Source organism: Pseudomonas sp. LBUM1657 (assembly GCF_059716075.1).
Genome location: NZ_CP166799.1, coordinates 300,910 through 326,051, shown reverse-complemented (window position 1 = coordinate 326,051; position 25,142 = coordinate 300,910). Strand labels below are relative to the sequence as shown.

Annotated in this window: 26 protein-coding genes, 1 tRNA gene and 1 pseudogene; 18 read left to right on the top strand and 10 right to left on the bottom strand. The window is 59.5% G+C overall.

Annotated elements, in window-relative coordinates; translation table 11 throughout:
* Positions 1-79 precede the first annotated feature (79 nt).
* The 4 genes from gpmI (at position 80) to ACA055_RS01530 (ending at position 5,270) form a co-directional block, all read left to right on the top strand.
* Positions 80-1,609, top strand: a complete 1,530-nt coding sequence (gpmI, locus tag ACA055_RS01545) for a 2,3-bisphosphoglycerate-independent phosphoglycerate mutase (RefSeq protein WP_497682059.1) — start codon at positions 80-82, stop codon at positions 1,607-1,609.
* Between the two features lie 242 nt (positions 1,610-1,851).
* Positions 1,852-3,144, top strand: a complete 1,293-nt coding sequence (locus ACA055_RS01540; RefSeq protein ID WP_497682058.1) for a murein hydrolase activator EnvC family protein — start codon at positions 1,852-1,854, stop codon at positions 3,142-3,144.
* 31 nt (positions 3,145-3,175) lie between these two features.
* Positions 3,176-4,492 carry a S41 family peptidase gene (locus ACA055_RS01535; RefSeq protein ID WP_497682057.1) on the top strand — a complete coding sequence of 439 codons (1,317 nt, stop codon included), beginning with the start codon at positions 3,176-3,178 and terminating at the stop codon, positions 4,490-4,492.
* A gap of 1 nt (position 4,493) precedes the next feature.
* Positions 4,494-5,270 carry a divergent polysaccharide deacetylase family protein gene (locus ACA055_RS01530; RefSeq protein WP_497682056.1) on the top strand — a complete coding sequence of 259 codons (777 nt, stop codon included), beginning with the start codon at positions 4,494-4,496 and terminating at the stop codon, positions 5,268-5,270.
* 29 nt (positions 5,271-5,299) lie between these two features.
* Here the strand turns inward: ACA055_RS01530 and ACA055_RS01525 are convergent, their stop codons facing one another.
* From ACA055_RS01525 to ACA055_RS01495, 7 genes are all read right to left on the bottom strand, one after another.
* Positions 5,300-6,055, bottom strand: a complete 756-nt coding sequence (locus ACA055_RS01525) for a substrate-binding periplasmic protein (RefSeq protein ID WP_497682055.1) — start codon at positions 6,053-6,055, stop codon at positions 5,300-5,302.
* 77 nt (positions 6,056-6,132) lie between these two features.
* The gene (hisF, locus tag ACA055_RS01520; RefSeq protein ID WP_007972752.1) at positions 6,133-6,903 is read right to left on the bottom strand and encodes an imidazole glycerol phosphate synthase subunit HisF; all 771 of its coding nucleotides are present in this window, start codon (positions 6,901-6,903) and stop codon (positions 6,133-6,135) included.
* Positions 6,904-6,912: 9 nt separating this feature from the next.
* Complete coding sequence (gene hisA / locus ACA055_RS01515) at positions 6,913-7,650, bottom strand: 1-(5-phosphoribosyl)-5-[(5-phosphoribosylamino)methylideneamino]imidazole-4-carboxamide isomerase (protein ID WP_033058290.1); 738 nt, start codon at positions 7,648-7,650, stop codon at positions 6,913-6,915.
* A 42-nt stretch (positions 7,651-7,692) separates the two neighbouring features.
* Positions 7,693-7,950 (bottom strand): DUF2164 domain-containing protein, encoded by a 258-nt coding sequence (locus ACA055_RS01510; RefSeq protein WP_497682054.1) that lies wholly within the window; start codon positions 7,948-7,950, stop codon positions 7,693-7,695.
* Positions 7,951-8,589 carry an imidazole glycerol phosphate synthase subunit HisH gene (gene hisH, locus ACA055_RS01505; protein ID WP_128873794.1) on the bottom strand — a complete coding sequence of 213 codons (639 nt, stop codon included), beginning with the start codon at positions 8,587-8,589 and terminating at the stop codon, positions 7,951-7,953.
* Positions 8,589-9,182, bottom strand: coding sequence for an imidazoleglycerol-phosphate dehydratase HisB (hisB, locus tag ACA055_RS01500; protein WP_003186751.1), 594 nt, complete (start codon positions 9,180-9,182; stop codon positions 8,589-8,591). The genes hisH and hisB overlap by 1 nt, the downstream gene beginning before the upstream one ends.
* 305 nt (positions 9,183-9,487) lie before the next feature.
* Positions 9,488-11,152 carry an OFA family MFS transporter gene (locus ACA055_RS01495; protein WP_497682053.1) on the bottom strand — a complete coding sequence of 555 codons (1,665 nt, stop codon included), beginning with the start codon at positions 11,150-11,152 and terminating at the stop codon, positions 9,488-9,490.
* A 225-nt stretch (positions 11,153-11,377) separates the two neighbouring features.
* Here ACA055_RS01495 and ACA055_RS01490 point away from each other — a divergent pair, with 225 nt between their 5' ends.
* The 5 genes from ACA055_RS01490 to ACA055_RS01470 all read left to right on the top strand — a co-directional run bounded on the left by ACA055_RS01490 (position 11,378) and on the right by ACA055_RS01470 (position 15,598).
* The gene (locus tag ACA055_RS01490; RefSeq protein ID WP_497682052.1) at positions 11,378-11,782 is read left to right on the top strand and encodes an acetyl-CoA sensor PanZ family protein; all 405 of its coding nucleotides are present in this window, start codon (positions 11,378-11,380) and stop codon (positions 11,780-11,782) included.
* 78 nt (positions 11,783-11,860) lie between these two features.
* Complete coding sequence (locus ACA055_RS01485) at positions 11,861-14,086, top strand: AsmA family protein (protein ID WP_497682051.1); 2,226 nt, start codon at positions 11,861-11,863, stop codon at positions 14,084-14,086.
* Positions 14,083-15,150 carry an A/G-specific adenine glycosylase gene (mutY, locus tag ACA055_RS01480; protein WP_497682050.1) on the top strand — a complete coding sequence of 356 codons (1,068 nt, stop codon included), beginning with the start codon at positions 14,083-14,085 and terminating at the stop codon, positions 15,148-15,150. Before ACA055_RS01485 ends, mutY begins: the two co-directional genes overlap by 4 nt.
* Entirely contained in the window at positions 15,147-15,419 is a 273-nt protein-coding gene (locus tag ACA055_RS01475) for an oxidative damage protection protein (RefSeq protein WP_149416728.1), read from the top strand. Before mutY ends, ACA055_RS01475 begins: the two co-directional genes overlap by 4 nt.
* 103 nt (positions 15,420-15,522) lie before the next feature.
* A tRNA-Phe gene (locus ACA055_RS01470) sits at positions 15,523-15,598 on the top strand.
* Positions 15,599-15,707: 109 nt separating this feature from the next.
* On the opposite strand, the gene ACA055_RS01465 is transcribed toward ACA055_RS01470, so the two are convergent.
* Positions 15,708-16,157, bottom strand: a complete 450-nt coding sequence (locus ACA055_RS01465; protein WP_497682049.1) for a carboxypeptidase regulatory-like domain-containing protein — start codon at positions 16,155-16,157, stop codon at positions 15,708-15,710.
* A gap of 222 nt (positions 16,158-16,379) precedes the next feature.
* Between ACA055_RS01465 and ACA055_RS01460 the strand changes: the two are divergent.
* From ACA055_RS01460 to ACA055_RS01445, 4 genes and pseudogenes are all read left to right on the top strand, one after another.
* Positions 16,380-16,540, top strand: a pseudogene (locus ACA055_RS01460) (DUF1016 N-terminal domain-containing protein); the annotation flags it as partial.
* A 179-nt stretch (positions 16,541-16,719) separates the two neighbouring features.
* Positions 16,720-17,694, top strand: coding sequence for an alpha/beta hydrolase family protein (locus tag ACA055_RS01455; protein WP_497682048.1), 975 nt, complete (start codon positions 16,720-16,722; stop codon positions 17,692-17,694).
* 37 nt (positions 17,695-17,731) lie between these two features.
* The gene (locus ACA055_RS01450; protein WP_497682047.1) at positions 17,732-18,148 is read left to right on the top strand and encodes a hypothetical protein; all 417 of its coding nucleotides are present in this window, start codon (positions 17,732-17,734) and stop codon (positions 18,146-18,148) included.
* A 6-nt stretch (positions 18,149-18,154) separates the two neighbouring features.
* Positions 18,155-18,607 carry a hypothetical protein gene (locus ACA055_RS01445; RefSeq protein ID WP_497682046.1) on the top strand — a complete coding sequence of 151 codons (453 nt, stop codon included), beginning with the start codon at positions 18,155-18,157 and terminating at the stop codon, positions 18,605-18,607.
* Between the two features lie 75 nt (positions 18,608-18,682).
* Here the strand turns inward: ACA055_RS01445 and gabP are convergent, their stop codons facing one another.
* Positions 18,683-20,074 carry a GABA permease gene (gene gabP, locus ACA055_RS01440; protein ID WP_497682045.1) on the bottom strand — a complete coding sequence of 464 codons (1,392 nt, stop codon included), beginning with the start codon at positions 20,072-20,074 and terminating at the stop codon, positions 18,683-18,685.
* Positions 20,075-20,231: 157 nt separating this feature from the next.
* Positions 20,232-20,510 (bottom strand): hypothetical protein, encoded by a 279-nt coding sequence (locus tag ACA055_RS01435; protein WP_497682044.1) that lies wholly within the window; start codon positions 20,508-20,510, stop codon positions 20,232-20,234.
* 115 nt (positions 20,511-20,625) lie between these two features.
* On the opposite strand from ACA055_RS01435, the gene ACA055_RS01430 reads away from it, so the two are divergent.
* The 5 genes from ACA055_RS01430 to ACA055_RS01410 all read left to right on the top strand — a co-directional run bounded on the left by ACA055_RS01430 (position 20,626) and on the right by ACA055_RS01410 (position 24,829).
* Entirely contained in the window at positions 20,626-21,399 is a 774-nt protein-coding gene (locus ACA055_RS01430) for an ABC transporter ATP-binding protein (protein WP_027922189.1), read from the top strand.
* Positions 21,400-21,412: 13 nt separating this feature from the next.
* The gene (locus ACA055_RS01425) at positions 21,413-22,159 is read left to right on the top strand and encodes an ABC transporter substrate-binding protein (protein WP_497682043.1); all 747 of its coding nucleotides are present in this window, start codon (positions 21,413-21,415) and stop codon (positions 22,157-22,159) included.
* Between the two features lie 78 nt (positions 22,160-22,237).
* Positions 22,238-22,933 carry an ABC transporter permease gene (locus ACA055_RS01420; protein WP_128873806.1) on the top strand — a complete coding sequence of 232 codons (696 nt, stop codon included), beginning with the start codon at positions 22,238-22,240 and terminating at the stop codon, positions 22,931-22,933.
* On the top strand, positions 22,930-23,619 hold the full coding sequence (locus ACA055_RS01415; RefSeq protein ID WP_497682042.1) for an ABC transporter permease: 690 nt from the start codon (positions 22,930-22,932) through the stop codon (positions 23,617-23,619). The genes ACA055_RS01420 and ACA055_RS01415 overlap by 4 nt, the downstream gene beginning before the upstream one ends.
* The gene (locus ACA055_RS01410) at positions 23,600-24,829 is read left to right on the top strand and encodes a methyltransferase (RefSeq protein ID WP_497682041.1); all 1,230 of its coding nucleotides are present in this window, start codon (positions 23,600-23,602) and stop codon (positions 24,827-24,829) included. Before ACA055_RS01415 ends, ACA055_RS01410 begins: the two co-directional genes overlap by 20 nt.
* Positions 24,830-25,142 lie beyond the last annotated feature (313 nt).

The following is a 25,142-nucleotide window of genomic DNA, read 5'->3' as shown; positions in this document are numbered from 1 at the left end:
GTGACGTGACCGGAACTTCGCTTTAAACTGCCACTCCCTTTTCCATCGCCCTCTTTTAATTCAGCCACGAGTGGAATCCATGACTACCACGCCTAAACCTTTGGTCCTGATTATTCTCGACGGCTTCGGTCACAGTGAGAGCCCTGAATCCAACGCTATCTTCGCCGCGAAGAAGCCCGTACTGGACCGTCTGTGGGCCACCGTGCCGAACGGTCTGATCTCGGGCAGCGGCATGGACGTTGGCCTGCCGGACGGCCAGATGGGCAATTCCGAGGTCGGCCACATGAACCTCGGCGCCGGCCGAGTGGTGTATCAGGACTTCACCCGCGTGACCAAATCGATCCGCGACGGCGAGTTCTTCGAGAACCCGACCATCTGCGCCGCTGTGGATAAAGCCGTCGCCGCCGGCAAAGCCGTGCATTTCATGGGCCTGCTGTCCGATGGTGGCGTTCACAGCCACCAGGATCACCTGGTCGCCATGGCCGAACTGGCCGCCAAGCGCGGCGCCGAAAAAATCTACCTGCACGCCTTCCTCGATGGCCGCGACACGCCGCCGAAAAGCGCCCAGTCGTCCATCGAACTGCTGGATGCGGCCTTCCAGGCCCTCGGCAAAGGCCGGATCGCCAGCATTGTTGGCCGTTACTTCGCCATGGACCGTGACAACCGTTGGGACCGCGTGTCCCAGGCCTACAACCTGATTGTCGATGGCCATGGCGAATTCAATGCCGCCACCGCCCAGGAAGGTCTGCAAGCAGCCTACGAGCGGGGCGAGAGCGACGAATTCGTCAAAGCCACCTCGATCGGTGAGCCAGTGAAAGTCGAAGACGGCGATGCCGTGGTGTTCATGAACTTCCGCGCCGACCGCGCCCGTGAACTGACCCGCGTGTTCGTCGAAGACGATTTCAAGGAATTTGAACGGGCCCGCCAGCCAAAACTGGCCGGCTTCGTCATGCTGACCCAATACGCCGCCAGCATTCCCGCACCGTCGGCCTTTGCTGCCGGCAGCCTGGAAAATGTCCTGGGCGACTACCTGGCGAAAAACGGCAAGACCCAGCTGCGCATCGCCGAAACCGAGAAGTACGCCCACGTGACCTTCTTCTTCTCCGGCGGTCGCGAAGAACCGTTCCCGGGCGAAGAGCGCATCCTGATCCCGTCGCCAAAAGTCGCCACCTATGACTTGCAGCCCGAGATGAGCGCCCCGGAAGTCACCGACCGTATCGTCGACGCCATCGAAAACCAGCGTTACGACGTGATCGTGGTCAACTACGCCAACGGCGACATGGTCGGCCACAGCGGCATTTTCGACGCAGCCGTCAAGGCGGTTGAATGCCTGGACCTGTGCGTCGGCCGCATCGCCGAGGCGCTGGAAAAAGTCGGCGGCGAAGCGCTGATCACCGCCGACCACGGCAACGTCGAACAAATGTCCGACGAAACCACCGGCCAGGCCCACACAGCCCACACCACCGAACCGGTGCCGTTCATCTATGTCGGCAAGCGCGACTTCAAGGTGCGTGATGGAGGCGTGCTGGCGGACGTGGCGCCGACGATGCTGATGTTGCTGGGGCTGGAGAAACCTGCGGAAATGACAGGTACTTCGATTCTGGTGTAATCGGTCCTATCAAAACACCGCTAAACCCTGTGGGAGCGGGCTTGCTCGCGAATGCGGTGTGTCAGTCGACATCAACGTTGCCTGATACACCGCATTCGCGAGCAAGCCCGCTCCCACATTGGTTTTGCGGTGTTTTCACCGCAGAACCTGCTCCAGTCATCACACAGCCCCAATTGGGCGTTTTTTTTGCAGCGCATGGCGGGCATACTAGGACGTCCCTTTCCCTGGTGTCGCCCGCCTCTATGCTTCGCGTCCTGATAGCCCTTGCTCTGACTTGCCTGCTCCAACCGGCTTTTGCTGACGAGCGTGCGCAAACCCAACAACAGTTGGACGCCACGCGTCAGGACATTGCCGAGCTGAAAAAACTGCTGGGCAAGCTCCAGGAAGAAAAATCCGGCGTGCAGAAAGACCTCAAGGGCACCGAGACCGAGATGGGCAAGCTCGAGAAGCAGGTCGAAGCCCTGCAAAAAGAGCTGAAGAAAAGCGAATCCGAGCTGCAGCGACTCGATGGTGAGAAAAAAAAACTCCAGAGCGCGCGCATTGAACAGCAACGACTGATCGCCATTCAGGCCCGCGCGGCCTATCAAAACGGTCGTCAGGAGTACCTGAAGTTACTGCTCAACCAGCAGAACCCGGAAAAATTCGCCCGCACCCTCACCTATTACGACTACCTGAGCCAGGCCCGCCTGGAGCAGCTGAAGAATTTCAACGAAACCCTGCGCCAACTGGCCAATGTCGAAAAAGACATCGCCATGCAACAGGCGCAATTGCTGGTGCAGAAAAGCGACCTCGACAGCCAGCGCGACGAACTCGACAAAGTCCGCAAGGAGCGCCAGCTAGTCCTGGCCAAGCTCAGCGACGACGTAAAGGCCCGCGATCAGAAGCTGGCCGCCCGCGAGCAGGATCAGGCAGACCTGTCTAAAGTCCTTAATACCATCGAAGAAACCCTGGCCCGCCAGGCTCGAGAGGCAGAAGAAGCGCGGCAAAAAGCGCTGATCGCCCAGCAGGAAGCCGAAAAAAAGCGTTTACGTGAGGCTCAGGCACAAGCAGATGCCACTGACGCCCCACGCAAACCCGTTAAATCGACACCCGGCGCCCTGGTTTCAAGTTCAGGCGAAACCTTTGGCGGCCCTTTTGCTTCAAGTCGGGGCAAACTTCCGTGGCCGGTTGATGGTCGACTGCTGGCACGCTTTGGCGAAACCCGTGGCGACGACGCCCGTACCAAGTGGGACGGCGTGATGATCAGCGCCTCCGCCGGCAGCCAGGTGCATGCCGTGCATGGCGGTCGCGTGGTGTTTGCCGATTGGCTGCGTGGCGCCGGGCTGCTGGTGATTCTCGACCACGGCAACGGTTTTTTGAGTCTTTATGGTCACAACCAGACGCTGCTCAAGTCTGCGGGTGACGTGGTAAAAGCCGGTGAGTCCATCTCCACTGTCGGCAGCAGTGGCGGGCAGGACACACCAGCGCTGTATTTCGCTATTCGTCAGCAGGGTCACCCGAGTGATCCGGCGCAATGGTGCCGTGCGCAAGGATAAGCGCGCCATCTAATTCAGGAGTTCGTTCGACATGCTGCATTTGTCCCGCCTTACCTCGCTGGCCCTGACGATCGCCCTGGTGATCGGCGCGCCTTTGGCGTTCGCCGCTCAACCTGCTCCGGCGGTCGCGCCTGCGGGCACTGCTGCGACCACCAAGGCGCCGTTGCCTCTGGAAGAGTTGCGCACTTTTGCCGAGGTCATGGATCGGATCAAGGCAGCCTATGTCGAACCGGTGGACGACAAGACCCTGCTGGAAAACGCGATCAAGGGCATGCTCAGCAACCTCGACCCGCACTCTGCTTACCTGGGGCCGGAAGACTTCGCTGAATTGCAGGAAAGCACCAGCGGCGAATTTGGCGGCCTGGGTATCGAAGTTGGCGCCGAAGATGGTTTCATCAAGGTAGTTTCGCCGATCGATGACACCCCGGCTTCCAAGGCTGGCATTCAGGCCGGCGACTTCATCGTCAAGATCAACGGCCAGCCGACTCGCGGCCAGAGCATGACCGAAGCCGTGGACAAGATGCGCGGCAAGATCGGCCAGAAAATCACCCTGACCCTGGTACGCGACGGCGGCACGCCGTTCGACGTGACCCTGGCCCGCGCGATCATTCAAGTGAAGAGCGTGAAGAGCCAGTTGCTGGAATCCGGCTACGGTTACATCCGTATTACCCAGTTCCAGGTCAAGACCGGCGAAGAAGTCTCCAAAGCCCTGGCCAAGCTGCGCAAGGACAACGGCAAGAAGCTCAACGGCATCATTCTCGACCTGCGTAACAACCCTGGCGGCGTGCTGCAATCGGCGGTGGAAGTGGTCGACCACTTCATCACCAAGGGCCTGATCGTTTACACCAAGGGCCGTATTGCCAACTCCGAACTGCGCTTCTCTGCCACCGGCAAAGACGAAAGCGAAGCCGTGCCAATGGTCGCGCTGATCAACGGCGGCAGCGCCTCCGCCTCGGAAATTGTCGCCGGCGCCTTGCAGGATCAGAAACGCGCGGTGGTCATGGGCACCACCAGTTTCGGCAAAGGCTCGGTACAAACCGTGCTGCCGCTGAACAACGAACGCGCACTGAAGATCACCACGGCGCTGTATTACACGCCGAACGGCCGCTCGATTCAGGCCCAGGGCATCGTCCCGGACATCGAAGTGCGCAAGGCCAAGATCACCAACGAGCAGGATGGCGAGTACTTCAAGGAAGCCGACCTGCAAGGCCACCTGGGTAATGGCAACGGCGGCGCCGACAAACCGACTTCCAGCAGCAAAGCCAAGCCGATGCCGCAGGATGATGATTACCAGTTGGCCCAGGCCCTGAGCCTGCTCAAAGGGCTGAGCATCACCTCCGGCCGCTGAGATGCGTCTGCGGTTTATCTTCGGCCTGCTGTGCTGTCTGGCGGGTGTTGCTCATGCAGCACCCGTCGCGACGACACCTCAAAAAGCCTATCTCACGCTGATCATCGATGACCTGGGGCAGAACCTGCCCCGGGATCGTCGTGTGCTGGCCCTGCCCGGCCCGGTGACTGCGGCGATCATGCCCGACACACCCCACGCCACCGAATTCGCCCGCGAAGCCCATCGCGCCGGCAAGATCGTCATCCTGCACATGCCCATGGACCCGGCCACCGGTCCGTTCGCCTGGCGCCCTGACTTGCCCATCGACGAACTGGAGAAACGCCTGAACGCGGCGTTCAAGGCTGTGCCGTATACCGCCGGTATCAACAACCACATGGGCAGTCGCATGACCGCTCAGCCGGCAGCCATGGCCTGGTTGATGGCGGACTTGCAGCGACGACACAAGTTTTTCGTCGACAGCCGCACCAGCGCGCAGACCGCGGCAGCGGCCCAGGCGCAAAAGATCGGGTTGGCGAGCGTTTCGCGGGATGTGTTTCTGGATGACGAGCAAACTGAAGCGGCGATCTTCACGCAGCTACAGACGGCGATCACCCTGGCGCATAAGCAGGGTTCGGCGGTGATGATCGGGCATCCGTATCCGCAAACCCTGGCGGTGCTGGAGCGTGAACTGCCCAAGCTCAAGTCTCAGGGGATTGAGTGGATCGATATCAAGCAGATGATCAGCGTGCGCGGCAACAAGGCAATGGCCGGGCATGGGAAGGATGGGGTGTACCGGTAGCTGGATACACCTCAGAACAAATGTGGGGTTTAGAGATACCGCGCCATGATGTCGTCCACCACACCTTCCCTGCGCAGTTCATCCAGCGCGGCCTGAAGCTTGGCCACCACCTCATCCGGCACATCCTTGTTCAACGCCAGGTACAACTCGGCACTGTTGAACCGCAGCACGGTCTTGAGGCCGGTCACGCCATCTTGTCGGGCGAGGTAACGGCCGGCAGGGTCGCCAGTAGCCCACAAATCGATCTGGCCATTGACCAGTTTCTTCGCGTTGTCCTGATCGCGCAGCACGACAATCGGCTTCAACCCTTGCTTGGCCAGGGTTTCGGCAATCGCATCGCCCTTGTAGGCGCCGATCTTGTATTTACGCGCCTGCTCCAGGGACTCCAGGCTGATCTTGCTGTCAGCCTTGGCCAGCATGATCCAGTCGTCCGGGCCGATAGGGCCAACCCACTTGAAGAGTTGCTCGCGATCCTTCAACCGCGCCATCACGAACACGCCATACCCCGGTTTCTCAAGGGCGAGTTTGTAGATGCGCTCCCAAGGGAAACGCAGCGTCAGGCTGTAGGTGATTTCTGCGCGTTTGAACATCTCCCGGACGATGTCCACGGCGATGCCATTGATGTTCTCGTCCTGAGCGAAGTTCTTGCCGTTCTTCGCCATGTTGTACGGTGGGAAATTTTCCGTCAGCAACACCAGGTCGGTGTCGGGACTTTTTGCGGCTTGTGCTCCATTGATGAACAACAGAGATGCGCTGGCGAGGACAAGAAGAAGGCGTTTAAGCATGTCTGGCTACCTGAATCCATGGCGTACCCAAGAGTGCCTTGAGCCCGCCATGATGTCCACTGGCCTGTATCGTTTGTTTAGCGCATCACAATGCCGCGATGAGCCATGTAGGCCTTGGCTTCCTGAACGGTGTATTCGCCGAAGTGGAAAATACTCGCCGCCAATACCGCGCTGGCGTGACCTTCGATAATGCCATCGGCCAAATGTTGCAGGTTGCCAACACCGCCCGATGCGATCACCGGAATGCCCAAGGCATCGCTGATGGCGCGGGTGACGCCCAGGTCGAAGCCGTTTTTCATGCCGTCCTGGTCCATGCTGGTCAGCAGGATTTCACCGGCACCCAGGCCTTCCATTTTCTTCGCCCATTCAACGGCGTCGAGACCGGTAGGTTTGCGACCACCGTGGGTGAAGATTTCCCAGCGCGGAGTTTCGCCCGGACCGGAAACCTTCTTCGCATCGATGGCAACGACGATGCACTGCGAGCCGAAATGCTGCGCCGCTTCGCCAACGAATTCCGGGTTGAACACCGCGGCGGTGTTGATCGAAACCTTGTCCGCACCGGCATTGAGCAGGTTGCGAATGTCCTGCACGGTTCGCACGCCACCGCCCACGGTCAGCGGGATGAACACCTGGCTGGCCATGCGCTCGACGGTGTGCAGCGTGGTGTCGCGACCGTCGACGCTGGCGGTGATGTCGAGAAAGGTAATCTCGTCGGCGCCCTGCTCGTCGTAGCGACGGGCGATTTCCACCGGGTCGCCGGCGTCGCGGATATTCTCGAACTTGACGCCCTTGACCACCCGGCCGTTATCCACGTCCAGGCAAGGGATGATGCGTTTGGCCAGCGCCATGGTCAGTCCTCAGCCTTTGTACGAATCGCAGAAAGCTTGCGCTTCAGCGACGTCGAGGGTGCCTTCGTAGATCGCCCGGCCGGTGATCGCGCCGATGATGCCAGGCGCCTTGGCGTCGAGCAGCGACTTGATGTCACCGAGGTTGTGAATACCGCCGGAGGCGATCACCGGGATCTTCGTCGCAGCGGCCAGCGCGGCGGTGAACGGAACGTTGCAGCCCTGCATCATGCCGTCTTTGGCGATGTCGGTATAAACGATCGCAGACACGCCGTCGGCTTCGAACTGTTTGGCCAGGTCGATGACCTGAATGGTGCTGATTTCAGCCCAGCCGTCGGTGGCGACGAAACCGTCCTTGGCATCCAGACCGACGATCACCTTGCCCGGGAACGCACGGCAAGCTTCGGCGACGAAAGCAGGATCTTTCACGGCTTTGGTGCCGATGATCACGTAGCTCACGCCCGCTTTCACGTAGTGTTCGATGGTTTCCAGGGAACGGATACCGCCGCCGATCTGGATCGGCAGGTTCGGGTAACGCTTGGCGATGGCGGTGACCACTTCACCGTTTACCGGCTGGCCTTCGAAGGCGCCGTTCAGGTCGACCAGATGCAGACGGCGGCAACCGCCCTCCACCCACTTGGCAGCCATGCTCACCGGGTCATCGGAGAACACTGTGGAATCTTCCATGCGGCCCTGGCGCAGACGAACACAGGCACCGTCTTTGAGATCGATAGCGGGAATAATCAGCATCTGGCAAACCTTCAAATTCGATTGTTCAGCTTCGCTCGAAAATCAGTTTTTCTCGAGCGCCCACAGGTCGCTTTCGATGCTTTCGAACCTCTCTTTGAGGTGCGTCTGCACATCAAAAATCGCCCTGTTGTAATAGTGCGGCGCGATTTCACGGGTAAACAGCTCAAGAATTTCAGCCGCTTCGAACGAACCCAGGTCCAGTTCGAAGCGCTCTTCCATAAACCGCTTGATCTTGTGATTGGCCTCGCTCTCCTGTTCGGGAGTGAGGGTCAGGATCGGCGGCTTTTTCTTGACGGCCATTTACCAGCGACCGTCCCACGCCGCGAAGTTCTGCAGCAATTGCAGGCCATGGGTATGGCTTTTCTCCGGGTGGAACTGCACGGCGAAACGCGAGCCATCGGCCAGCGCTGCGGCGAAATCGACCCCGTAGTGACCACCACCCACCACCTGCCGCGGGTTGCCGGCGGCGATGTAGTAGCTGTGCACGAAATAGAAACGCGCCAGGTCCGGAATGTTGTGCCACAGCGGATGACTCACCGTCTGCTTCACTTCGTTCCAGCCCATGTGCGGGACTTTCAGGTGCTCGCCGTCTTCGTGCAGACCTTTGCCGAAGAACTTCACCTGGCCGGGGAACAGGCCGATGCAGTCGACACCATCGTTCTCTTCACTGCTGTCGAGCAAGGCTTGCATGCCGACGCAGATGCCGAGGAACGGACGGTCCTGGCTGACTTCACGCACCAGCGAATCGAAGCCCAGGCGACGGATCTCCGCCATGCAATCGCGAATCGCGCCGACGCCGGGGAAAACCACCCGGTCGGCTTCGCGAATCACGTCGGCATCGCTGGTGATCAAGACCTTGCCGGCACCAACGTGCTCGAGGGCCTTGGCCACCGAGTGCAGGTTGCCCATGCCGTAATCGATAACCGCGACCGTCTGCATTACAGAACGCCTTTGGTCGAAGGCATCTGCCCGGCCATGCGGTCATCCAGCTCCACGGCCATGCGCAGTGCGCGGCCGAAAGCCTTGAACACGGTTTCGATCTGGTGGTGGGTGTTGTGCCCACGCAGATTGTCGATGTGCAGGGTGACGTTGGCGTGGTTGACGAAGCCCTGGAAGAATTCCTGGAACAGGTCAACGTCGAAACCGCCGACGGTGGCGCGGGTGTAGGGAACGTGCATCTGCAGGCCGGGACGGCCGGAGAAGTCGATCACCACGCGCGACAGCGCTTCATCGAGCGGCACGTAGGCGTGGCCGTAGCGACGGATGCCTTTCTTGTCGCCGATGGCTTTGGTGAATGCCTGACCCAGGGTGATACCGACGTCTTCCACCGTGTGGTGGTCGTCGATATGCAGGTCGCCCTTGCTGACGATATCCAGGTCGATCAGCCCATGACGGGCGATCTGGTCGAGCATGTGCTCAAGAAAAGGAACACCGATATCAAATCGGGCCTTTCCGGTGCCATCCAGGTTGATCGAGGCTTTGATCTGGGTTTCCAGAGTGTCGCGCTCGACAGACGCCTTACGTTCGGCCATCACCAGCTCCGCAAAATCATTGGGCGAAAAAGGCAACCATTATAGGGGCGCGGGCCGGAAACAGAAACACGGGAGGTGATATGACTGACGGACTGAATCCAGCACTGTCGGTGATAGACATGTCCATACAAGCGGGCAAACACAAATTCTGAGATGTACGAAGATCAAATGTGGGAGCGGGCTTGCTCGCGAAAGCAGCGAGTCAGGCAACATTGCAGTCGACTGACACTCTGTCTTCGCGAGCAAGCCCGCTCCCACAGGGTCTGCCCTCACCCTTCAGGATCGGGCTCGCCTTGGATATTGCCTTAGTGAAACAGAACCGCCGTTTTCTGCAGAGTCACCCACACACCCCACGCCAACGGAATCCCCACCACCAGCCACGCTGCAATCGCCAATGGACGCGTGCCAGGCGCCGCTTTCCACTCCAGCGAAGTGCTGGCATCAGCACCCTTGTCGTGGCCCAGCGCCTGTTCGGCCGCCAGTTCAGCGTCGGTCATGAAGTACTTGTCTGCCACCGGACGTACCAGCAAGTTGCAGATGAAACCCAGCACCAGCAGGCCCGCAAGGATGTACAACGTGATGTCGTAAGCCGCGGCGCGTTCAACGCCGATGCTCAGCTGATACTCACGCAAGTAGTTCACCAACACCGGCCCCAACACACCCGCCGCCGCCCACGCCGTCAGCAGACGACCATGGATCGCGCCGACCATTTGCGTACCGAACAGGTCTGCGAGGTAGGCCGGAACAGTCGCAAAACCACCGCCATACATCGACAGGATGACGCAGAACGCCGCCACAAACAGCGCAACGCTGCCCAGATGACCGAGGTTCGGGATCAGCGCGTAGAGGGCAAAGCCCAGGGCGAAGAACACGAAGTAGGTGTTTTTGCGGCCCAGGTAATCCGAGAACGAAGCCCAGAAGAAGCGGCCACCGATGTTGAACAGGCTCAGCAAACCGGTGAAACCGGCGGCGATCGCAGCGATCGAAGCCAGTTGCGAAGCGTCCAGTTGACCGAACGTCAGGTCGTTACCGAGCAATTTACCGGCGAACACTTCCTGCAACAGTGGCGAAGCCATGCCGAGAATGCCGATACCTGCCGAAACGTTCAGGCACAGCACCAGCCACACCAGACGGAATTGCGGGGTTTTCCACGCCACATTCACGTGGACGTGACGGTTGGTGATCATCGCATTCGAGGCTTTCTTCGCTGGAGCGGTCCAGCCTTCAGGCTTCCAGCCGGTTGGCGGCACACGGTAGGACAGTGCGCCACCGATCATGAACACGAAGTAGATCGCAGCCATCACCAGGAAGCTCTGCCACACGCCTACGCTGGTTGGCGAAGCGAAGTGGCCCATCAGGGCTGCAGCCAGCGGAGCTCCGACCATCGCGCCACCGCCGAAACCCATGATCGCCATGCCTGTCGCCATGCCGCGCTTGTCCGGGAACCACTTGATCAGGGTCGAGACCGGCGAGATGTAACCCAGCCCCAGGCCGATACCGCCAATGACCCCGGAGCCGATCCACATCAGCCATATCTGGTGGGTGTAGACCCCCAGCGCTGAAATCAGCAGACCGCCACACCAGCACAGTGCCGACACAACGCCAGCCTTGCGAGGACCTGCGTGTTCCAGCCAGCCACCCCAGATCGCTGCCGAGCAGCCGAGGAAGATGAAGAACAGGGTGTAGATCCAGCCGAGCATCGAGATCGGCCAGTCGCATTGCGACGAAAAGACTTGAGCGATGAAGCTCATGTCCGGCGCGCAGGCCATTGGCTTGGTCACGCCCAAGGCTTTGGACAGCGGCAGCCAGAACACCGAAAAGCCATAGGCCATGCCGATGCAAAGGTGGATGGCCAGAGCGGCCGGTGGTACCAGCCAGCGGTTGAAACCGGGCTTGGCGATGATGCGCTCCTTGGACAGGAACGCGGGCTGGTCAGCCGTGAGGCCGCCCGCCGTGATGCTCGTAGTCATTGTGTATCCCCCAATTATTAGTATGGTTCGCCAGCCACTACTCAACCCCCAGCCTTTATGCGCACGCATGACTGTTTTTTTGGGGTAAAGCTCCGTTTTGGTGCGACATCACGTCGCAGAAGGACGGACGAACCGGCAGAGGTTACCATTTGCACGTGACAGAAAAACCAAAGTGATATCACCTTTTTGCAAGTTGTCTGTTCTCGTACCTCTAAAGGAATCGCCATGCCGATCATTGTCGAGCCGCTGAACGAAGCCACTTACCAGGATCAGCAAGACCTACAGAAGATCTACCGAGACGCCCCGGACTGGCTGTTTGCCCCATTTGCCGGTGATGTGCAGCTGATCGAAGGCTGCCTTCTGGACGGATCACTGATCGCCGGCCGCTTCAACGATCGCCTGCTGGGTGCGGCACGCCTGCAACGGCATCAGGACGTCTGGCATCTGTCCCAACTATGCGTAAGAAAAATTACCCGTCGTCGTGGCGTAGCCGAGCGTCTGGTGAACGAAGCGCAGAAAATGGCGTCGCAATCGGGCGCGACCTTGCATTTGCTCGCGCCGGCCGGGCACCTTGAAGCCCAAGCGCTGGCTGCCAAGCTAAAAGTGCCGCTGGATATACTGCCAACGTGATCGCTGACCGGTCGTCCGCTTCGGAGCGCTATACTCCCCGGCTAAATTTCGAATTCGACTAACTACAAGGACTCGCCCATGAAAGCGTTCGGCAAAATCCTGGGTCTGGTGCTTCTCGGGCTGTTGCTGATCATTGTGGCGCTGGGCTTTGCCCTGACCCACCTCTTCGATCCCAACGACTACAAAGACGAGATTCGCCAGATTGCCCGCGACAAGGCCCACATCGAGCTGACGCTCAATGGCGACATCGGCTGGAGCCTGTTTCCGTGGCTGGGCCTGGAATTGCACGACGCCAGTGTTGCGACACTGGCCAAGCCCGCCGAGCCGTTTGCTGACCTGCAGATGCTCGGCCTGTCGGTTCGCGTGCTGCCGCTGCTGCGCCGCGAAGTGCAGATGAGTGATGTGCGCGTCGAAGGCCTGAACCTGCGCCTGAACCGCGACAAGGACGGCCACGGCAATTGGGAAGACATCGGCAAGGCACCGGCGTCTGCGACCCCGGCCACACCGCCAGCCGCGACCGAAGCGCCTGCACCAGAGACCACCGCCCAAGCGGAAAAACCGTCTCAGCCGATCCGCCTGGACATCGACAGCCTGACCGTTAACAACGCCCGCGTTGAATACAGCGACGAGAAAACCGGCAAGCAGTTCAGCGCCGAAAGCATCCAGCTCAGCACCGGCCCGGTACACGATTCGACCAATATCCCGGTCAAACTCACCGCATTCCTGGGCACCAACCAGCCAGTCATGCGGGTGCGCACCGAACTCACTGGCGAGTTGCGCTTCGAGCGCGCCTTACAGCGTTACAAATTCGAAGACATGAAGCTCTCCGGTGAAGTCGCCGGCGATCCGCTGCAAGGCAAGACCATGACCTTCGCCGCTCAGGGCCAGCTGCTGCTGGACAAAGCCGCGAACGTAGCCGAGTGGACCGGCATCAAAATCTCCGCCAACCAACTGCGCGCCCTGGGCGAGCTGAAGGCCAACGACCTCGATAAAACCCCGCAGCTCAGCGGCGGCCTGTCGATTGCCCAGTTTGATCTGGCGAAATTCGTCGACAGCATCGGCCAGAAACTCCCGGCCATGGCCGAGGGCAGCCTGAGCAAGGTCGAACTGGTCAGCCGCGTAGCCGGCACGCCGACCAGCGTGGTGTTCGACGACATCAACCTGAAAGTCGACGACAGCACCTTCAATGGCCGCATCGCCGTAGAGGATTTCGCCAAGCAATCGCTGCGGGCGGTCCTCAAGGCTGACACCTTCAACGTCGACCGCTATCTGCCGCCGAAATCTGCCGAAGCCAGCAGTGCGACGCAGGTGCGCCAGGCCGAAGTGGCCAGCACCGAGGCCGATGCCATGGCCGGTGCCGGCAGCACGCCTCTTCCGCAGGCTCCGACCAAAGACGCGTGGAGCAATGAACGTCTGTTGCCGGTGGAGCGACTGGCCAAACTCGATGTGGACGCCGACCTGACTTTCGGCCAGTTGACCCTCGATAAACTGCCGATCCAGAACGCTGCGCTCAAGGCCACAGGCCAGGGCGGCCTGTTGACGCTGGAGAACCTGCGCGGCGACCTGTACGACGGCAACTTCGAAACCAAGGGCACCCTCGACGTGCGCCAGCAAGTGCCGGCGCTGAACCTGCAGACGCGCATCAACAAAGTGCCCGTGGAAAAAATCCTCGAAAGCCAGGGTAAAAATCCGCCGGTCAAAGGTCAGGTGACGCTCAACAGCGCCCTGACCGGCAGTGGCAACAGCCAGAAAGCACTGATCGAAAGCCTCAATGGCACCGCCAGTTTCGTCATCGATAACGGCGTGCTGCTCAATGCCAACCTCGAACAACAGCTGTGCAAAGGCATCGCCACGCTCAACCGCAAATCCCTCAGCGGCGAACCACGAGGCAAGGACACTCCGTTCCAGGAGCTCAAGGGCAACCTGACCTTCCGCAACGGCGTGGCCAGCAACCCGGACCTGAAAGTGCGCATCCCGGGCATGACCGTCAAGGGCGACGGTGACGTCGACCTGCGTGTGCTGGGCATGGATTATCGCGTGGGCATCATCGTTGAAGGCGACAAGAGCGACATGCCAGACCCGGCGTGCCAGGTGGGCGAGAAGTTCGTCGGCATCGAGTGGCCGTTGCGCTGCCGTGGCCCGCTGGAACTTGGCGCCAAGGCTTGCCGCCTCGATAACGAACGCATGGGCCAGGTCGCGGGCAAAATGGCTGGCGAGAAGATCAGCGAAAAAATCGACGAGAAGCTTGGCGACAAGGTCAGCCCTGAACTGAAAGACGCCTTGAAGGGGCTGTTCAAGCGATGAGAGCCGAGCAGTTTTCATCGGCGGTGCTGGACTGGTACGACCGCCATGGCCGCCACGATTTGCCTTGGCAACAAGGCATCACCCCATATCGGGTGTGGGTTTCGGAAATCATGTTGCAGCAAACCCAGGTCAGCACCGTGCTGAACTACTTCGACCGGTTCATGGCCTCGCTGCCGACGGTCGAGGCTCTGGCCGCCGCGCCGGAAGACGAAGTGCTGCACTTGTGGACCGGCCTCGGTTACTACACCCGCGCGCGCAATCTGCAAAAGACCGCAAAGATCGTCGTCGCCGAGTACGGCGGCGAGTTTCCGCGGGATGTGGAAAAGCTCACTGATCTACCAGGCATTGGCCTGTCCACTGCAGGTGCTATCGCCAGTCTGAGCATGGGCCTGCGGGCACCCATCCTCGATGGCAACGTCAAACGGGTGCTCGCGCGCTTTACCGCGCAAGAGGGATACCCGGGCGAGCCGAAGGTCGCGAAGCAGCTGTGGGCCAACGCAGAACGCTTTACGCCCCATGATCGGGTCAACGCCTACACCCAGGCGATGATGGATCTGGGCGCCACGCTCTGCACCCGCAGCAAACCGAGTTGCCTGCTCTGCCCGCTGGAAAAGGGCTGCGAAGCGCACATGCTCGGCCTGGAAACCCGCTACCCGATCCCCAAACCGCGCAAAGCCGTGCCACAGAAGCGCACGCTGATGCCGATGCTCGCCAATGGCGAAGGCGCGATTCTGCTTTACCGTCGCCCTTCCACTGGCTTGTGGGGCGGTCTGTGGAGCCTGCCGGAACTCGACGACCTCGAGGACCTGCAACATTTGGCCTCGCAACACTCACTGGAGCTGGGCAACCAACAGGCACTGCCGAGCCTGGTGCACACCTTCAGCCACTTTCAGTTGTCCATCGAACCCTGGCTGGTTCAGGTCCAGGAGGCCGGCCATCACGTGGCCGAGGCCGACTGGCTCTGGTATAACCTCGCCACCCCGCCGCGCCTGGGCCTTGCCGCCCCGGTCAAAACCTTGCTCGAACGCGCGGCCGCCGTATTGAACGCAGGAGAGTCGTCATGACCCGCACCATCATGTGCCGCAAGTACAAAGAAGAATTGCCCGCCCTGGACCGCGCTCCATTTCCGGGCGCCAAAGGTCAGGACATTTTTGACCACGTCTCGGCCAAGGCCTGGGCCGACTGGCAGAAACACCAGACCCTGCTGATCAACGAAAAACGCCTGAACATGATGAACGCCGAAGACCGCAAATATCTTCAGGGCGAGATGGACAAGTTCTTTTCCGGCGAGGAATACGCCAAGGCCGACGGCTACGTTCCGCCGGCAGAGTAATCCCGCTTTTTCGAGGGTCGGAACGTAAGCGACGGTAATAATTAAAATTTTTTTGAAAACTTTCTTGACGACCCCCTGAAAAACCAGTTTAATGCGCCCCGTTGCCCAGATAGCTCAGTCGGTAGAGCAGGGGATTGAAAATCCCCGTGTCGGCGGTTCGATTCCGTCTCTGGGCACCAAATACCGAAAACCCTGAATCGCAAGATTCAGGGTTTTTTTATGCCTGGGATTTAATAACACTCTGTTTCTTCATCCTGCTCGCGACGCTTTCAACGAGCCCCTTCGCCGCTATTCATCACTGTTCCAGTGGAATACCAGATTGCGGGCAGCGCCGCTTCCGACATCCGCCGTGTCACGCCGCTCTTCGCCATTGCGTGTCGCAACAACGGTGTATTTGCCAGGGGGCAGTTGAACGTAAACCAGCGGACCGGCCTGGCTAAGTGTCAGCACGGTCTGTCCCGGGGCTTTCTGAATAACCACATCCACATCAGGAACGTATTTGCTCTCCGGCCCAATGGAGAAGGTCATGTGCAGGTTGTAGCCAGTGGTTTGTTGGATCGCCTTCGCCTCATCCTCACCGATACCGCCGGACAGGTAAGTGATCCCGTTCTGCTCTTGCCGCTGGATTTGCACGCCTGAGCTGTCAATTGGTTCAAGGCTGGCGGCGTTAAGCGCGACCGGAAACATCAGTAATCCGACTGCGGCGATGGGCAACATGAGTGACTGGACGTACTTCATGATGGCGACTCCCGGGCTCTATAGAACCCAATTGTTACTCCTTTTAGATTTCTCGCTGAATGCCCTAGTTTTAGATTGATTAGTACTTGGGCTCACTGCGAATTGGACTACACGTTGTATTCCTCAAACGCGGATTGCCATCGGCGTGATCCCGCAAAACCAATCGAATGATCCTTCCGACTTACCAGCCGCGCCCGGCATCGTCGACTAACCTGCCCCTGTTTTTGTCAGGCGTTTCCAATTCGAGACGCACTGCGTCACGAATTGAGCTGGACCCACTACCGCAGACTGCTGCGAGTCGACAGTGACAAGGCCCGCAACTGGTACATTGACGAAGCCGCCAACCAAAACTGGTCAAGCGCCCCCTGGAACGCCAGATCAACTGTTCGCAAGCAAGTACGGGCTGGTATTGCCGAGCAAGGATGAACTGCGGGCGGGCTGGATCGGGAACGGGCAATACTTGAGGAGCGCTTGCTCAACCAAATCTCGGAGTAAAACAGCCGGATTGTTCACGCGTTGCGCGAAGGCTATCTTAGGCAGCTACCGCAAAGGTTCAGCGCCAATGAATTTGCAGGACATGCCCTCGCTGGCACCCACTCAAATCGAGTTGCCATTGCCAACCACCACACCCGGCGAACCGTTCAAGGAGCCCGCCGCAGACGGCTTCATCCTTGGCGGCTTCACCTGGCGGCACGCTTCTCAGGACACCGCTCGCCCGGTCGTCATCATCAACGCCGCCACCTCGGTCCGCTGCCGGCATTACTCACGCTTCGCCGATTACCTGTTCGCCAACGGCTTTGACGTGATCACCTACGACTATCGCGGCATCGGCGAGTCGCACCCCGGATCGCTGAAAGGGCTGCAAGCTTCGTGGAGCGATTGGGGCGCCCTGGATTTCGAAGCAATGCTCAAGCGCGCTCAACGTGAGTTTCCGGGGCAGCCTATCGATGCGGTCGGCCACAGCTTTGGAGGCTGTGCAGCGGGCCTGGGAGCGTCTGGGCATTTAATTCGGCATCTGGTGACCGTCGGCGCGCAATTCGCTTACTGGCGCGACTATGCGCCCGCCCACCGATGGCGGATGTTTGGCAAGTGGCACCTGGTGATGCCGTTGGTGACGATGCTTTGCGGCTACTTCCCCGGTAAACGCCTCGGCTGGCTGGAAGACACGCCCACCGGCGTGGTACGCGACTGGAGCACACCCACTGCGCAATTTGAAACGCGCCCCAGCGGTCGGGTTATCCACGCAAAAGCCGGCCGACTGCCCTTCGCCTCCGTCACCGCGAAAACCCTGGCCATCAGCATCAGCGACGATCCTTACGGCACCATTGCGGCCATCGAACGCCTGCTCGGTTACTTCACCGGTGCAACGAACAGCCACCTGCGAATCGCCCCCGAAGACATCGGCGAAGAAGAAGTCGGACATTTCGCCTTTTTTCGTAGCTCATACCAAGCCACACTATGGCCCATTGCATTGTCCTGGCTGCAAAGCGGCGAACTGGCCCCCGATACTCCGGGGCGGCTAGTGCCACGCAACTGATGGCCTTGCCCACTCAACGAAATACGGAACGACGCCCATGGCCTCCGCCAACAAGCAGCAAAAACGCGCCACCCGCGCCAAAGCCAAGGCCAAGCAGAACCGCACCCAACGGGCCGCCGCGCCGGTCGAGCTGGACCCGAACGACGATCGTATCGACTTCGAATCGGTGGACCTGACCGAACTGTTCAAAGAAATGATCGACGCAGAAAAGATCAGCCAACAGGCTATGTGCACAGCCTTTCTTGAACACCCTCTGCTCGCATTGGTGCTGGAGCAGGAGGGCGAAGAAACAGCGACAGACTTCATCATCGCTGCGCTGATCGAATACCGCCAATGGTCCACCGAAGTCGACGAAGCCGGCGCCTTGGCGTGGATCGAATCTCCGGCCTTCCAGGTCGACTATGTGGCGGCGTCCGAAGCCATCGCGGCTCAAAACCAACAGAAAACCAACTGAGTTCCCATGGCATCCCTGAACAAGCAACAGAAACGCGCCAAGCGCGCCAAGATCAAAGCCAAGCAAATCAATATCCACGGCAGAAAACCCGCCGCGCTGGACGATGACCTGGGTGAAATCGGCGAGCCGATCCCGGAATACACCCTGGCAATGTTCAGCAAAATGCGTGACGCAGAAGCCACCAGTCGCAACGACATGCTACTGACCCTGCTGTCGAACCTCGCCGATATCATCAGCGACCATCCAGACCTGCTGGACATGGAAAACGCCGACAACGAAGCCATGGCCGCCACTCACCTGGCCGCCGACATGCTGATCGATTACCGCATGTGGGCCGACGGCATGGATCGCGAAACCGCCCAGGCGTGGCTGACCGACCCGCAGTTCATCACTGATTTCGGCGATGCGCTGGACAGCTATCGTCAGTCGCTGGATGCGCAGGAAGAAAAGGGCGAGTAAATACTCGCCTCTTCAGAAACAAAAACGGCCGCTTGTCATCCCTGACAGCGGCCGTTTTGCGTCAAGCGGTACGAATCAGCTCAGAGCCACCGCGCCCAGCTTCTGCAGTTTGCGACGGCGAGCCACAAACAAACCGGCCGCCACCACCAACACGCTCAACACGCCGGTCGCGAGGATCTCCACGCGATGAGCTTCCTGGAACAGCATGATCGTCAGGATGCCGACGATGAACACGATCACCGCGTAAGTCAGGCCCGGAAACAGCCACATGCGGAAGGCAATCTTCTCACCGGCAGCCATACGCTTTTGACGCATGCGCAGCTGGGAAACCGCGATCACCAAGTACACCAGCAGGGCGATAGCACCGGAGCTGGCCAGCAGGAATTCAAACACCGCAGCCGGAGCCACGTAGTTGGCGAATACCGCGAGGAAGGCTGCCCCAGTGGACAACATCACTGCCCAGTATGGCGTGCCGCTGCCATTGGTACGCTGGGACACGGCCGGTGCATCGCCGCGTTTGCCGAGGGAGAACAGCATGCGCGAAGCGGTGTAGAGCGCAGAGTTCAGGCAACTGGTTACAGCAACCAGAACCACGATGTCGACGATCAGCTTGGCGTTCGGGATGCCCATGCGCTCAAGCACCGTCTGGTAGGAACCAACGGCAGCCAGTACCGGGTCATTCCAGGGCACCAGTGCCACAACAATGAAGATCGACACGAGGTAGAACAAGCCGATCCGCCAGATCACCGAGTTGGTGGCCTTGGAGATTTGCTGGCCCGGGTTCTTCGACTCTGCAGCCGCGATGGTGACGATCTCGGTGCCCATGAACGAGAACATGGTGGTGAGCATTGCAGCCAGTACAGCGCCCATGCCGTTTGGCAGGAAGCCTTGGGTGTCGAACAGGTGCGAAACGCCGCTGACCTGGCTGGTCGGCAGGAAGCCGAAAATCGCCAGAACGCCCAAGACAATGAAACCGATGATCGCCACGACTTTGATCAGGGCGAACCAGAATTCAAATTCACCATAGTTCTTCACGCTGAACAGGTTGGTCACCGTCAGCAGCAAGGTGATGACCAGGGTGAAGGCCCAGATCGCCACATCAGGGAACCATGCATGCAAGATGGTCGCGGCGGCGTTGGCCTCCAGCGGGATGACCAGCACCCAGAACCACCAGTAGAGCCAGCCGATGGTGAAACCGGCCCAGTGACCGATCGCGCGATCGGCGTAGGTCGAAAAGGAGCCTGTGTCTGGCGAAGAGACGGCCATTTCGCCGAGCATGCGCATCACCAGCACCACCAGAGTACCGGCGGCAGCGTAAGCCAACAGTACGGCCGGGCCTGCTGCAGCGATGGCGTGACCCGAGCCGACGAACAGGCCGGCGCCGATAACCCCGGCGATCGACAGCATGGTCACATGACGCGGTTTGAGCCCCTGTTCGAGGCCATTGGAGCTTGGGGTACTGCTCATTGAAACTACCTTTGTAAGGAAAAGCGAATGCGTTCATCCCGCTTGGCGTTCCTTCTCGTAAAAAGAAACCAACGGGGCGTTCCTTATTCTGCACGCAATAATTGCGCCAAAATGTTACAAACTCCCCAGCTCCGGGGCTCTCCGTCTGACCGGACAGTCATCGCAAGTCATTGAGATTAATGGCAATTCGCCAGAGCGTTACCCTGCGACCCACTTTAAGGACGAAATAGCGCACCAGAAACACACCAAAAAATGCCCGCCGCACAATAAAAGTGCGGATCAGGAACGTTTGGCCGGTTAGCGCTTCCAACACCCCGCCAAAGCTGGCAACATCGCGCCCTTTTTTACGCGACACCCGCAGTGCATCTGGTTCAAACGGCTGTTCGGTTGATAGCAGCGCGACAGTCTGCTGTACCGATGCGACAACCTGCCACATGCCAGCCGTTTACCGCCCGTAGCGCTGTTGGCTGCCATTCGAACGCTATGCTAGCTTGGCCGCCTCGCCAGGAAGGCCAACCAACAGCAGGAGCGAAACACTATGAGGAACGCACATGGCTGAGGCCACGCCCGCGCTTGAAATCCGCAACTTGCACAAACGCTACGGACAGCTTGAGGTGCTCAAAGGCATCTCGCTGACCGCCCGCGACGGCGATGTGATCTCGATCCTGGGTTCCTCCGGTTCCGGCAAGTCCACGTTCCTTCGTTGCATCAACCTGCTGGAAAACCCGCATCAGGGCCAGATTCTGGTGGCCGGCGAAGAACTCAAGCTCAAAGCCGCCAAGAACGGCGAACTGGTCGCTGCCGACGGCAAGCAGATCAACCGCCTGCGCAGCGAGATTGGTTTTGTATTTCAAAACTTTAATCTGTGGCCGCACATGAGCGTGCTCGACAACATCATCGAAGCCCCGCGCCGCGTGCTCGGCCAGAGCAAGGCCGAAGCCATCGAAGTCGCCGAAGCCCTGCTGGCCAAGGTCGGCATCGCCGACAAGCGCCACGCTTACCCCGCGCAACTCTCCGGCGGTCAGCAGCAACGCGCGGCCATCGCCCGTACCCTGGCGATGCAACCCAAGGTGATTCTGTTCGACGAACCCACCTCCGCCCTTGACCCGGAAATGGTCCAGGAAGTACTTAATGTCATCCGCGCATTGGCCGAGGAAGGCCGCACCATGCTGCTGGTCACCCATGAAATGGGCTTTGCCCGTCAGGTTTCCAGCGAGGTGGTATTCCTCCACCAAGGCTTGGTAGAAGAGCAAGGATCGCCACAGCAGGTGTTCGATAACCCGCTTTCGGCGCGCTGCAAACAATTCATGTCCAGCAACCGCTAACGGAGCTACCCGCATGCAGAACTACAAAAAAATCTTCCTGGCTGCCGCCGTCACCCTGGCGTTCAGCGCCGGTGTCGCCGCCGAAACCTTGAAGATGGGCATCGAAGCGGCCTACCCGCCGTTCAACAACAAAGATGCCAGTGGCAATGTCGTCGGCTTCGACAAAGAAATCGGCGACGCCCTGTGCGCCAAGATGAAAGTCGATTGCACCGTGGTCACGTCCGACTGGGACGGCATCATCCCGGCCCTGAACGCCAAGAAGTTCGACTTCCTGATTTCCTCGATGTCGATCACCGACGAGCGCAAGCAAGCGGTGGACTTCACCGACCCGTACTACTCCAACAAGCTGCAATTCATCGCACCGAAAAACGTCGACTTCAAAACCGACAAGGATTCCCTGCAAGGCAAAGTGATCGGCGCACAACGTGCGACCCTCGCCGGCACTTGGCTGGAAGACAACATGGAAGGCGTCGAAGTCAAACTCTACGACACCCAGGAAAACGCTTACCTGGACCTGACCTCCGGTCGTCTGGACGGCATCCTGGCGGACAAATACGTTAACTACGAGTGGCTGAAAAGCGACGCCGGCCGGTCCTACGAATTCAAGGGCGACCCGGTGGAAGAAAGCGACAAGATCGGTATCGCTGTACGCAAAGGCGATGAGATTCGCACGAAGCTGAACACCGCACTGAAAGAAATCGTCGCTGACGGCACCTACAAGAAGATCAACGACAAGTACTTCCCGTTCAGCATCTATTGATTCTGACTGGCCTGACGGGCGCCGTTCTATAACGGCGCCAGTCCTTGGCATTGCCTGCCGCGATTTGAAAAGAAATCCATGACTATCGATCTCTACGGATTCGGCCCGGCGCTCGCCGCTGGCGCGCTGATGACTGTGAAACTGGCACTCTCGGCCTTGTGCGTGGGGCTGGTGCTCGGTCTACTCGGCGCCTTGGCCAAGACCTCCCCGTACAAGCCGTTGCAATGGCTTGGCGGCACTTACTCAACCCTGGTGCGTGGCATCCCGGAATTGCTCTGGGTGCTGTTGATCTACTTCGGTACGGTCAACCTGATGCGCGCCCTGGGCGAGTTTTTCGGCAACCCCGATCTCGAACTCAATGCCTTCGCCGCTGGCGTGATTGCGCTGGGCCTGTGCTTCGGCGCCTACGCCACGGAAGTGTTTCGTGGTGCGATTCTGGCGATCCCCAAAGGTCACCGTGAAGCCGGTGTGGCCCTGGGCCTGTCGAAGTTTCGCATCTTCACCCGCCTGATCATGCCGCAGATGTGGCGCATCGCCCTGCCCGGCCTGGGCAACCTGTTCATGATCCTGATGAAAGACACCGCGCTGGTGTCGGTGATCGGCCTGGAAGAAATCATGCGTCACGCGCAAATCGGCGTGACCGTGTCCAAACAGCCGTTCACCTTCTATATGGTGGCTGCATTCATGTACCTGGGCCTGACGATTCTGGCCATGACCGGTATGCACTTTATGGAACGACGCGCCGCTCGCGGCTTTGCGAGGAGCACCCAATGAACTGGGAAGTCATCATCAAGTGGCTGCCGAAACTGGCTCAAGGCGCGACGCTGACCCTGGAACTGGTGGCCATCGCCGTGATCGCCGGATTGCTGCTGGCAATTCCGCTGGGCATCGCGCGCTCGTCGCGACTCTGGTACGTGCGGGCATTGCCCTACGGCTACATCTTCTTTTTCCGTGGCACGCCGTTGCTGGTTCAACTGTTCCTGGTTTACTACGGCCTGGCGCAGTTCGATGCGGTCCGTAACAGCTCGATGTGGCCATACCTGCGCAATCCGTTCTGGTGCGCCACCGCGACCATGACCCTGCACACCGCGGCTTACATCGCCGAGATCCTGCGCGGCGCGATCCAGGCGATTCCACCGGGCGAGATCGAAGCGGCACGGGCGCTGGGCATGTCCCGGGCCAAAGCGTTGTTCTACATCATCCTGCCCCGCGCTGCGCGCATCGGCCTGCCGGCCTACAGCAACGAAGTGATCCTGATGCTCAAGGCCAGTGCCCTGGCGAGCACCGTGACCTTGTTGGAACTAACCGGCATGGCTCGGACCATCATCGCCCGGACCTACCTGCCGGTAGAAATCTTCTTCGCGGCGGGCATGTTCTATTTGCTGATGGCTTACGTGCTGGTACGCGGCTTCAAGCTGCTGGAGCGCTGGCTGCGCGTCGATGCCTGCCAAGGGCGTTGATTCCCACGTGCTGACGGGCGAGGCCCTACTCGCCCGTTTCACGGCGCTGGATGCTTTTCTGACAAAGCATCAGGCGCTGTGGAAGCCTCGACCGTTTACCCATTTGCAGCTTCCTTGGGAAGCGTCCTACCCGGAGTTGGCGGAATGGCTACGCAGACGGTCGCTGGAGGACGCGGAAAACAGTCATAACCAACCTGGTTTGCTGGATGCGCCGGAGCCGTTTGCTTCATTGGCGACGTTGTCCCTTGAGCTGAGCGCGGTAGGTGAATTGCCGACTCATGCACTCGGAGCAGCAGGTCATCGGTTGAATGTCGATGTGCCAGGGCGCAAGTGGCAGCAGATTGAGGCGTTTTCCAGTCGGTTGGATTTTTCTGACGCCCCGAAGCATTGGCTGGACTGGTGCTCGGGCAAGGGACATTTGGGGCGACGCCTGCTGCAATCGGGGCAACAGCTGACCTGCCTGGAATATGACCCGGCACTGGTCGCCAGCGGCCAGGCCCTCAGCCAACGTCATCAATTGCATGCGCTGCACATCGAGCAAGATGTACTCGCTCTGGGCCCCGGCTCCTTATTGAACGCTGACCACACGCCGGTAGCACTGCACGCCTGTGGTGATCTGCATGTGCGACTGATTCAACTCGCGAGCGCGGCGGGGTGCAAACAACTGGCCATCGCACCGTGCTGCTACAACCGGATCAGTCTGAGTGCGTATCAGCCGATATCCTCCGCTGCCCGGCGTTCCGACCTACAGCTGTCCCTCGATGATCTTGCGCTACCGATGAGCGAAACCGTCACCGCCGGTGCTCGTGTCCGACGTCAGCGTGACACCTCCATGGCTCGGCGCCTGGCCTTCGACCTGCTGCAACGGCAACTGCGCGGCGTTGACGAATACCTGCCCACGCCTTCCTTGCCCAGCGCCTGGCTGGATAAATCCTTCGCCGATTACTGCCATCATTTGGCCGCTTTGAAGGAGTTATCCACAATCGGCCCGCAGGATTGGCCGGTACTCGAAGCTGCCGGTTGGCAGCGTCTAGCGGAAGTACGCAACCTGGAGCTGCTGCGCGGACTTTTCCGACGCCCATTGGAACTTTGGCTGGTACTCGATCGAGCACTTTTCCTCGTCGAGCACGGCTACGTCGTTCGCCTCGGAATATTCTGCGAAACCCCGCTCACACCGCGTAATTTCCTGCTGTTGGCGGAGCTGCCTTAAATAGTCGCAGCCTGTGGATAACTCTGTTGATGAAATTTAGTGGATCCAATATCCACGCCTGTTTCGGGCCTGAAACACTACTGTTCAATTTTCGTACACATGAATAAAAAACCCGAAAAACAGTCATTTGCGATCAAATGAGAACGGATCCACAATTACGGCCATAAAGACGTGCCTCGAACAGGCCGTTGTGCATAAGCATTCAATCAAAACGACATAACCGCCTAAAACGGGACGTTACAAGCGGAAAATACGCGTCGTATTCATCGCGTAGACCACCCGCTACAATCGGCCGCTTCTCAGAGCTATTTGA

Excerpts from the sequence above, each read along its gene's own strand:
- gpmI (WP_497682059.1), top strand. The coding sequence starts at position 80 with ATGACTACCACGCCTAAACCTTTGGTCCTGATTATTCTCGACGGCTTC.
- ACA055_RS01540 (WP_497682058.1), top strand. The coding sequence starts at position 1,852 with ATGCTTCGCGTCCTGATAGCCCTTGCTCTGACTTGCCTGCTCCAACCG.
- ACA055_RS01535 (WP_497682057.1), top strand. The coding sequence starts at position 3,176 with ATGCTGCATTTGTCCCGCCTTACCTCGCTGGCCCTGACGATCGCCCTG.
- ACA055_RS01530 (WP_497682056.1), top strand. The coding sequence starts at position 4,494 with ATGCGTCTGCGGTTTATCTTCGGCCTGCTGTGCTGTCTGGCGGGTGTT.
- ACA055_RS01525 (WP_497682055.1), bottom strand. The coding sequence starts at position 6,055 with ATGCTTAAACGCCTTCTTCTTGTCCTCGCCAGCGCATCTCTGTTGTTC.
- hisF (WP_007972752.1), bottom strand. The coding sequence starts at position 6,903 with ATGGCGCTGGCCAAACGCATCATCCCTTGCCTGGACGTGGATAACGGC.
- hisA (WP_033058290.1), bottom strand. The coding sequence starts at position 7,650 with ATGCTGATTATTCCCGCTATCGATCTCAAAGACGGTGCCTGTGTTCGT.
- ACA055_RS01510 (WP_497682054.1), bottom strand. The coding sequence starts at position 7,950 with ATGGCCGTCAAGAAAAAGCCGCCGATCCTGACCCTCACTCCCGAACAG.
- hisH (WP_128873794.1), bottom strand. The coding sequence starts at position 8,589 with ATGCAGACGGTCGCGGTTATCGATTACGGCATGGGCAACCTGCACTCG.
- hisB (WP_003186751.1), bottom strand. The coding sequence starts at position 9,182 with ATGGCCGAACGTAAGGCGTCTGTCGAGCGCGACACTCTGGAAACCCAG.
- ACA055_RS01495 (WP_497682053.1), bottom strand. The coding sequence starts at position 11,152 with ATGACTACGAGCATCACGGCGGGCGGCCTCACGGCTGACCAGCCCGCG.
- ACA055_RS01490 (WP_497682052.1), top strand. The coding sequence starts at position 11,378 with ATGCCGATCATTGTCGAGCCGCTGAACGAAGCCACTTACCAGGATCAG.
- ACA055_RS01485 (WP_497682051.1), top strand. The coding sequence starts at position 11,861 with ATGAAAGCGTTCGGCAAAATCCTGGGTCTGGTGCTTCTCGGGCTGTTG.
- mutY (WP_497682050.1), top strand. The coding sequence starts at position 14,083 with ATGAGAGCCGAGCAGTTTTCATCGGCGGTGCTGGACTGGTACGACCGC.
- ACA055_RS01475 (WP_149416728.1), top strand. The coding sequence starts at position 15,147 with ATGACCCGCACCATCATGTGCCGCAAGTACAAAGAAGAATTGCCCGCC.
- ACA055_RS01465 (WP_497682049.1), bottom strand. The coding sequence starts at position 16,157 with ATGAAGTACGTCCAGTCACTCATGTTGCCCATCGCCGCAGTCGGATTA.
- ACA055_RS01455 (WP_497682048.1), top strand. The coding sequence starts at position 16,720 with ATGAATTTGCAGGACATGCCCTCGCTGGCACCCACTCAAATCGAGTTG.
- ACA055_RS01450 (WP_497682047.1), top strand. The coding sequence starts at position 17,732 with ATGGCCTCCGCCAACAAGCAGCAAAAACGCGCCACCCGCGCCAAAGCC.
- ACA055_RS01445 (WP_497682046.1), top strand. The coding sequence starts at position 18,155 with ATGGCATCCCTGAACAAGCAACAGAAACGCGCCAAGCGCGCCAAGATC.
- gabP (WP_497682045.1), bottom strand. The coding sequence starts at position 20,074 with ATGAGCAGTACCCCAAGCTCCAATGGCCTCGAACAGGGGCTCAAACCG.
- ACA055_RS01435 (WP_497682044.1), bottom strand. The coding sequence starts at position 20,510 with ATGTGGCAGGTTGTCGCATCGGTACAGCAGACTGTCGCGCTGCTATCA.
- ACA055_RS01430 (WP_027922189.1), top strand. The coding sequence starts at position 20,626 with ATGGCTGAGGCCACGCCCGCGCTTGAAATCCGCAACTTGCACAAACGC.
- ACA055_RS01425 (WP_497682043.1), top strand. The coding sequence starts at position 21,413 with ATGCAGAACTACAAAAAAATCTTCCTGGCTGCCGCCGTCACCCTGGCG.
- ACA055_RS01420 (WP_128873806.1), top strand. The coding sequence starts at position 22,238 with ATGACTATCGATCTCTACGGATTCGGCCCGGCGCTCGCCGCTGGCGCG.
- ACA055_RS01415 (WP_497682042.1), top strand. The coding sequence starts at position 22,930 with ATGAACTGGGAAGTCATCATCAAGTGGCTGCCGAAACTGGCTCAAGGC.
- ACA055_RS01410 (WP_497682041.1), top strand. The coding sequence starts at position 23,600 with ATGCCTGCCAAGGGCGTTGATTCCCACGTGCTGACGGGCGAGGCCCTA.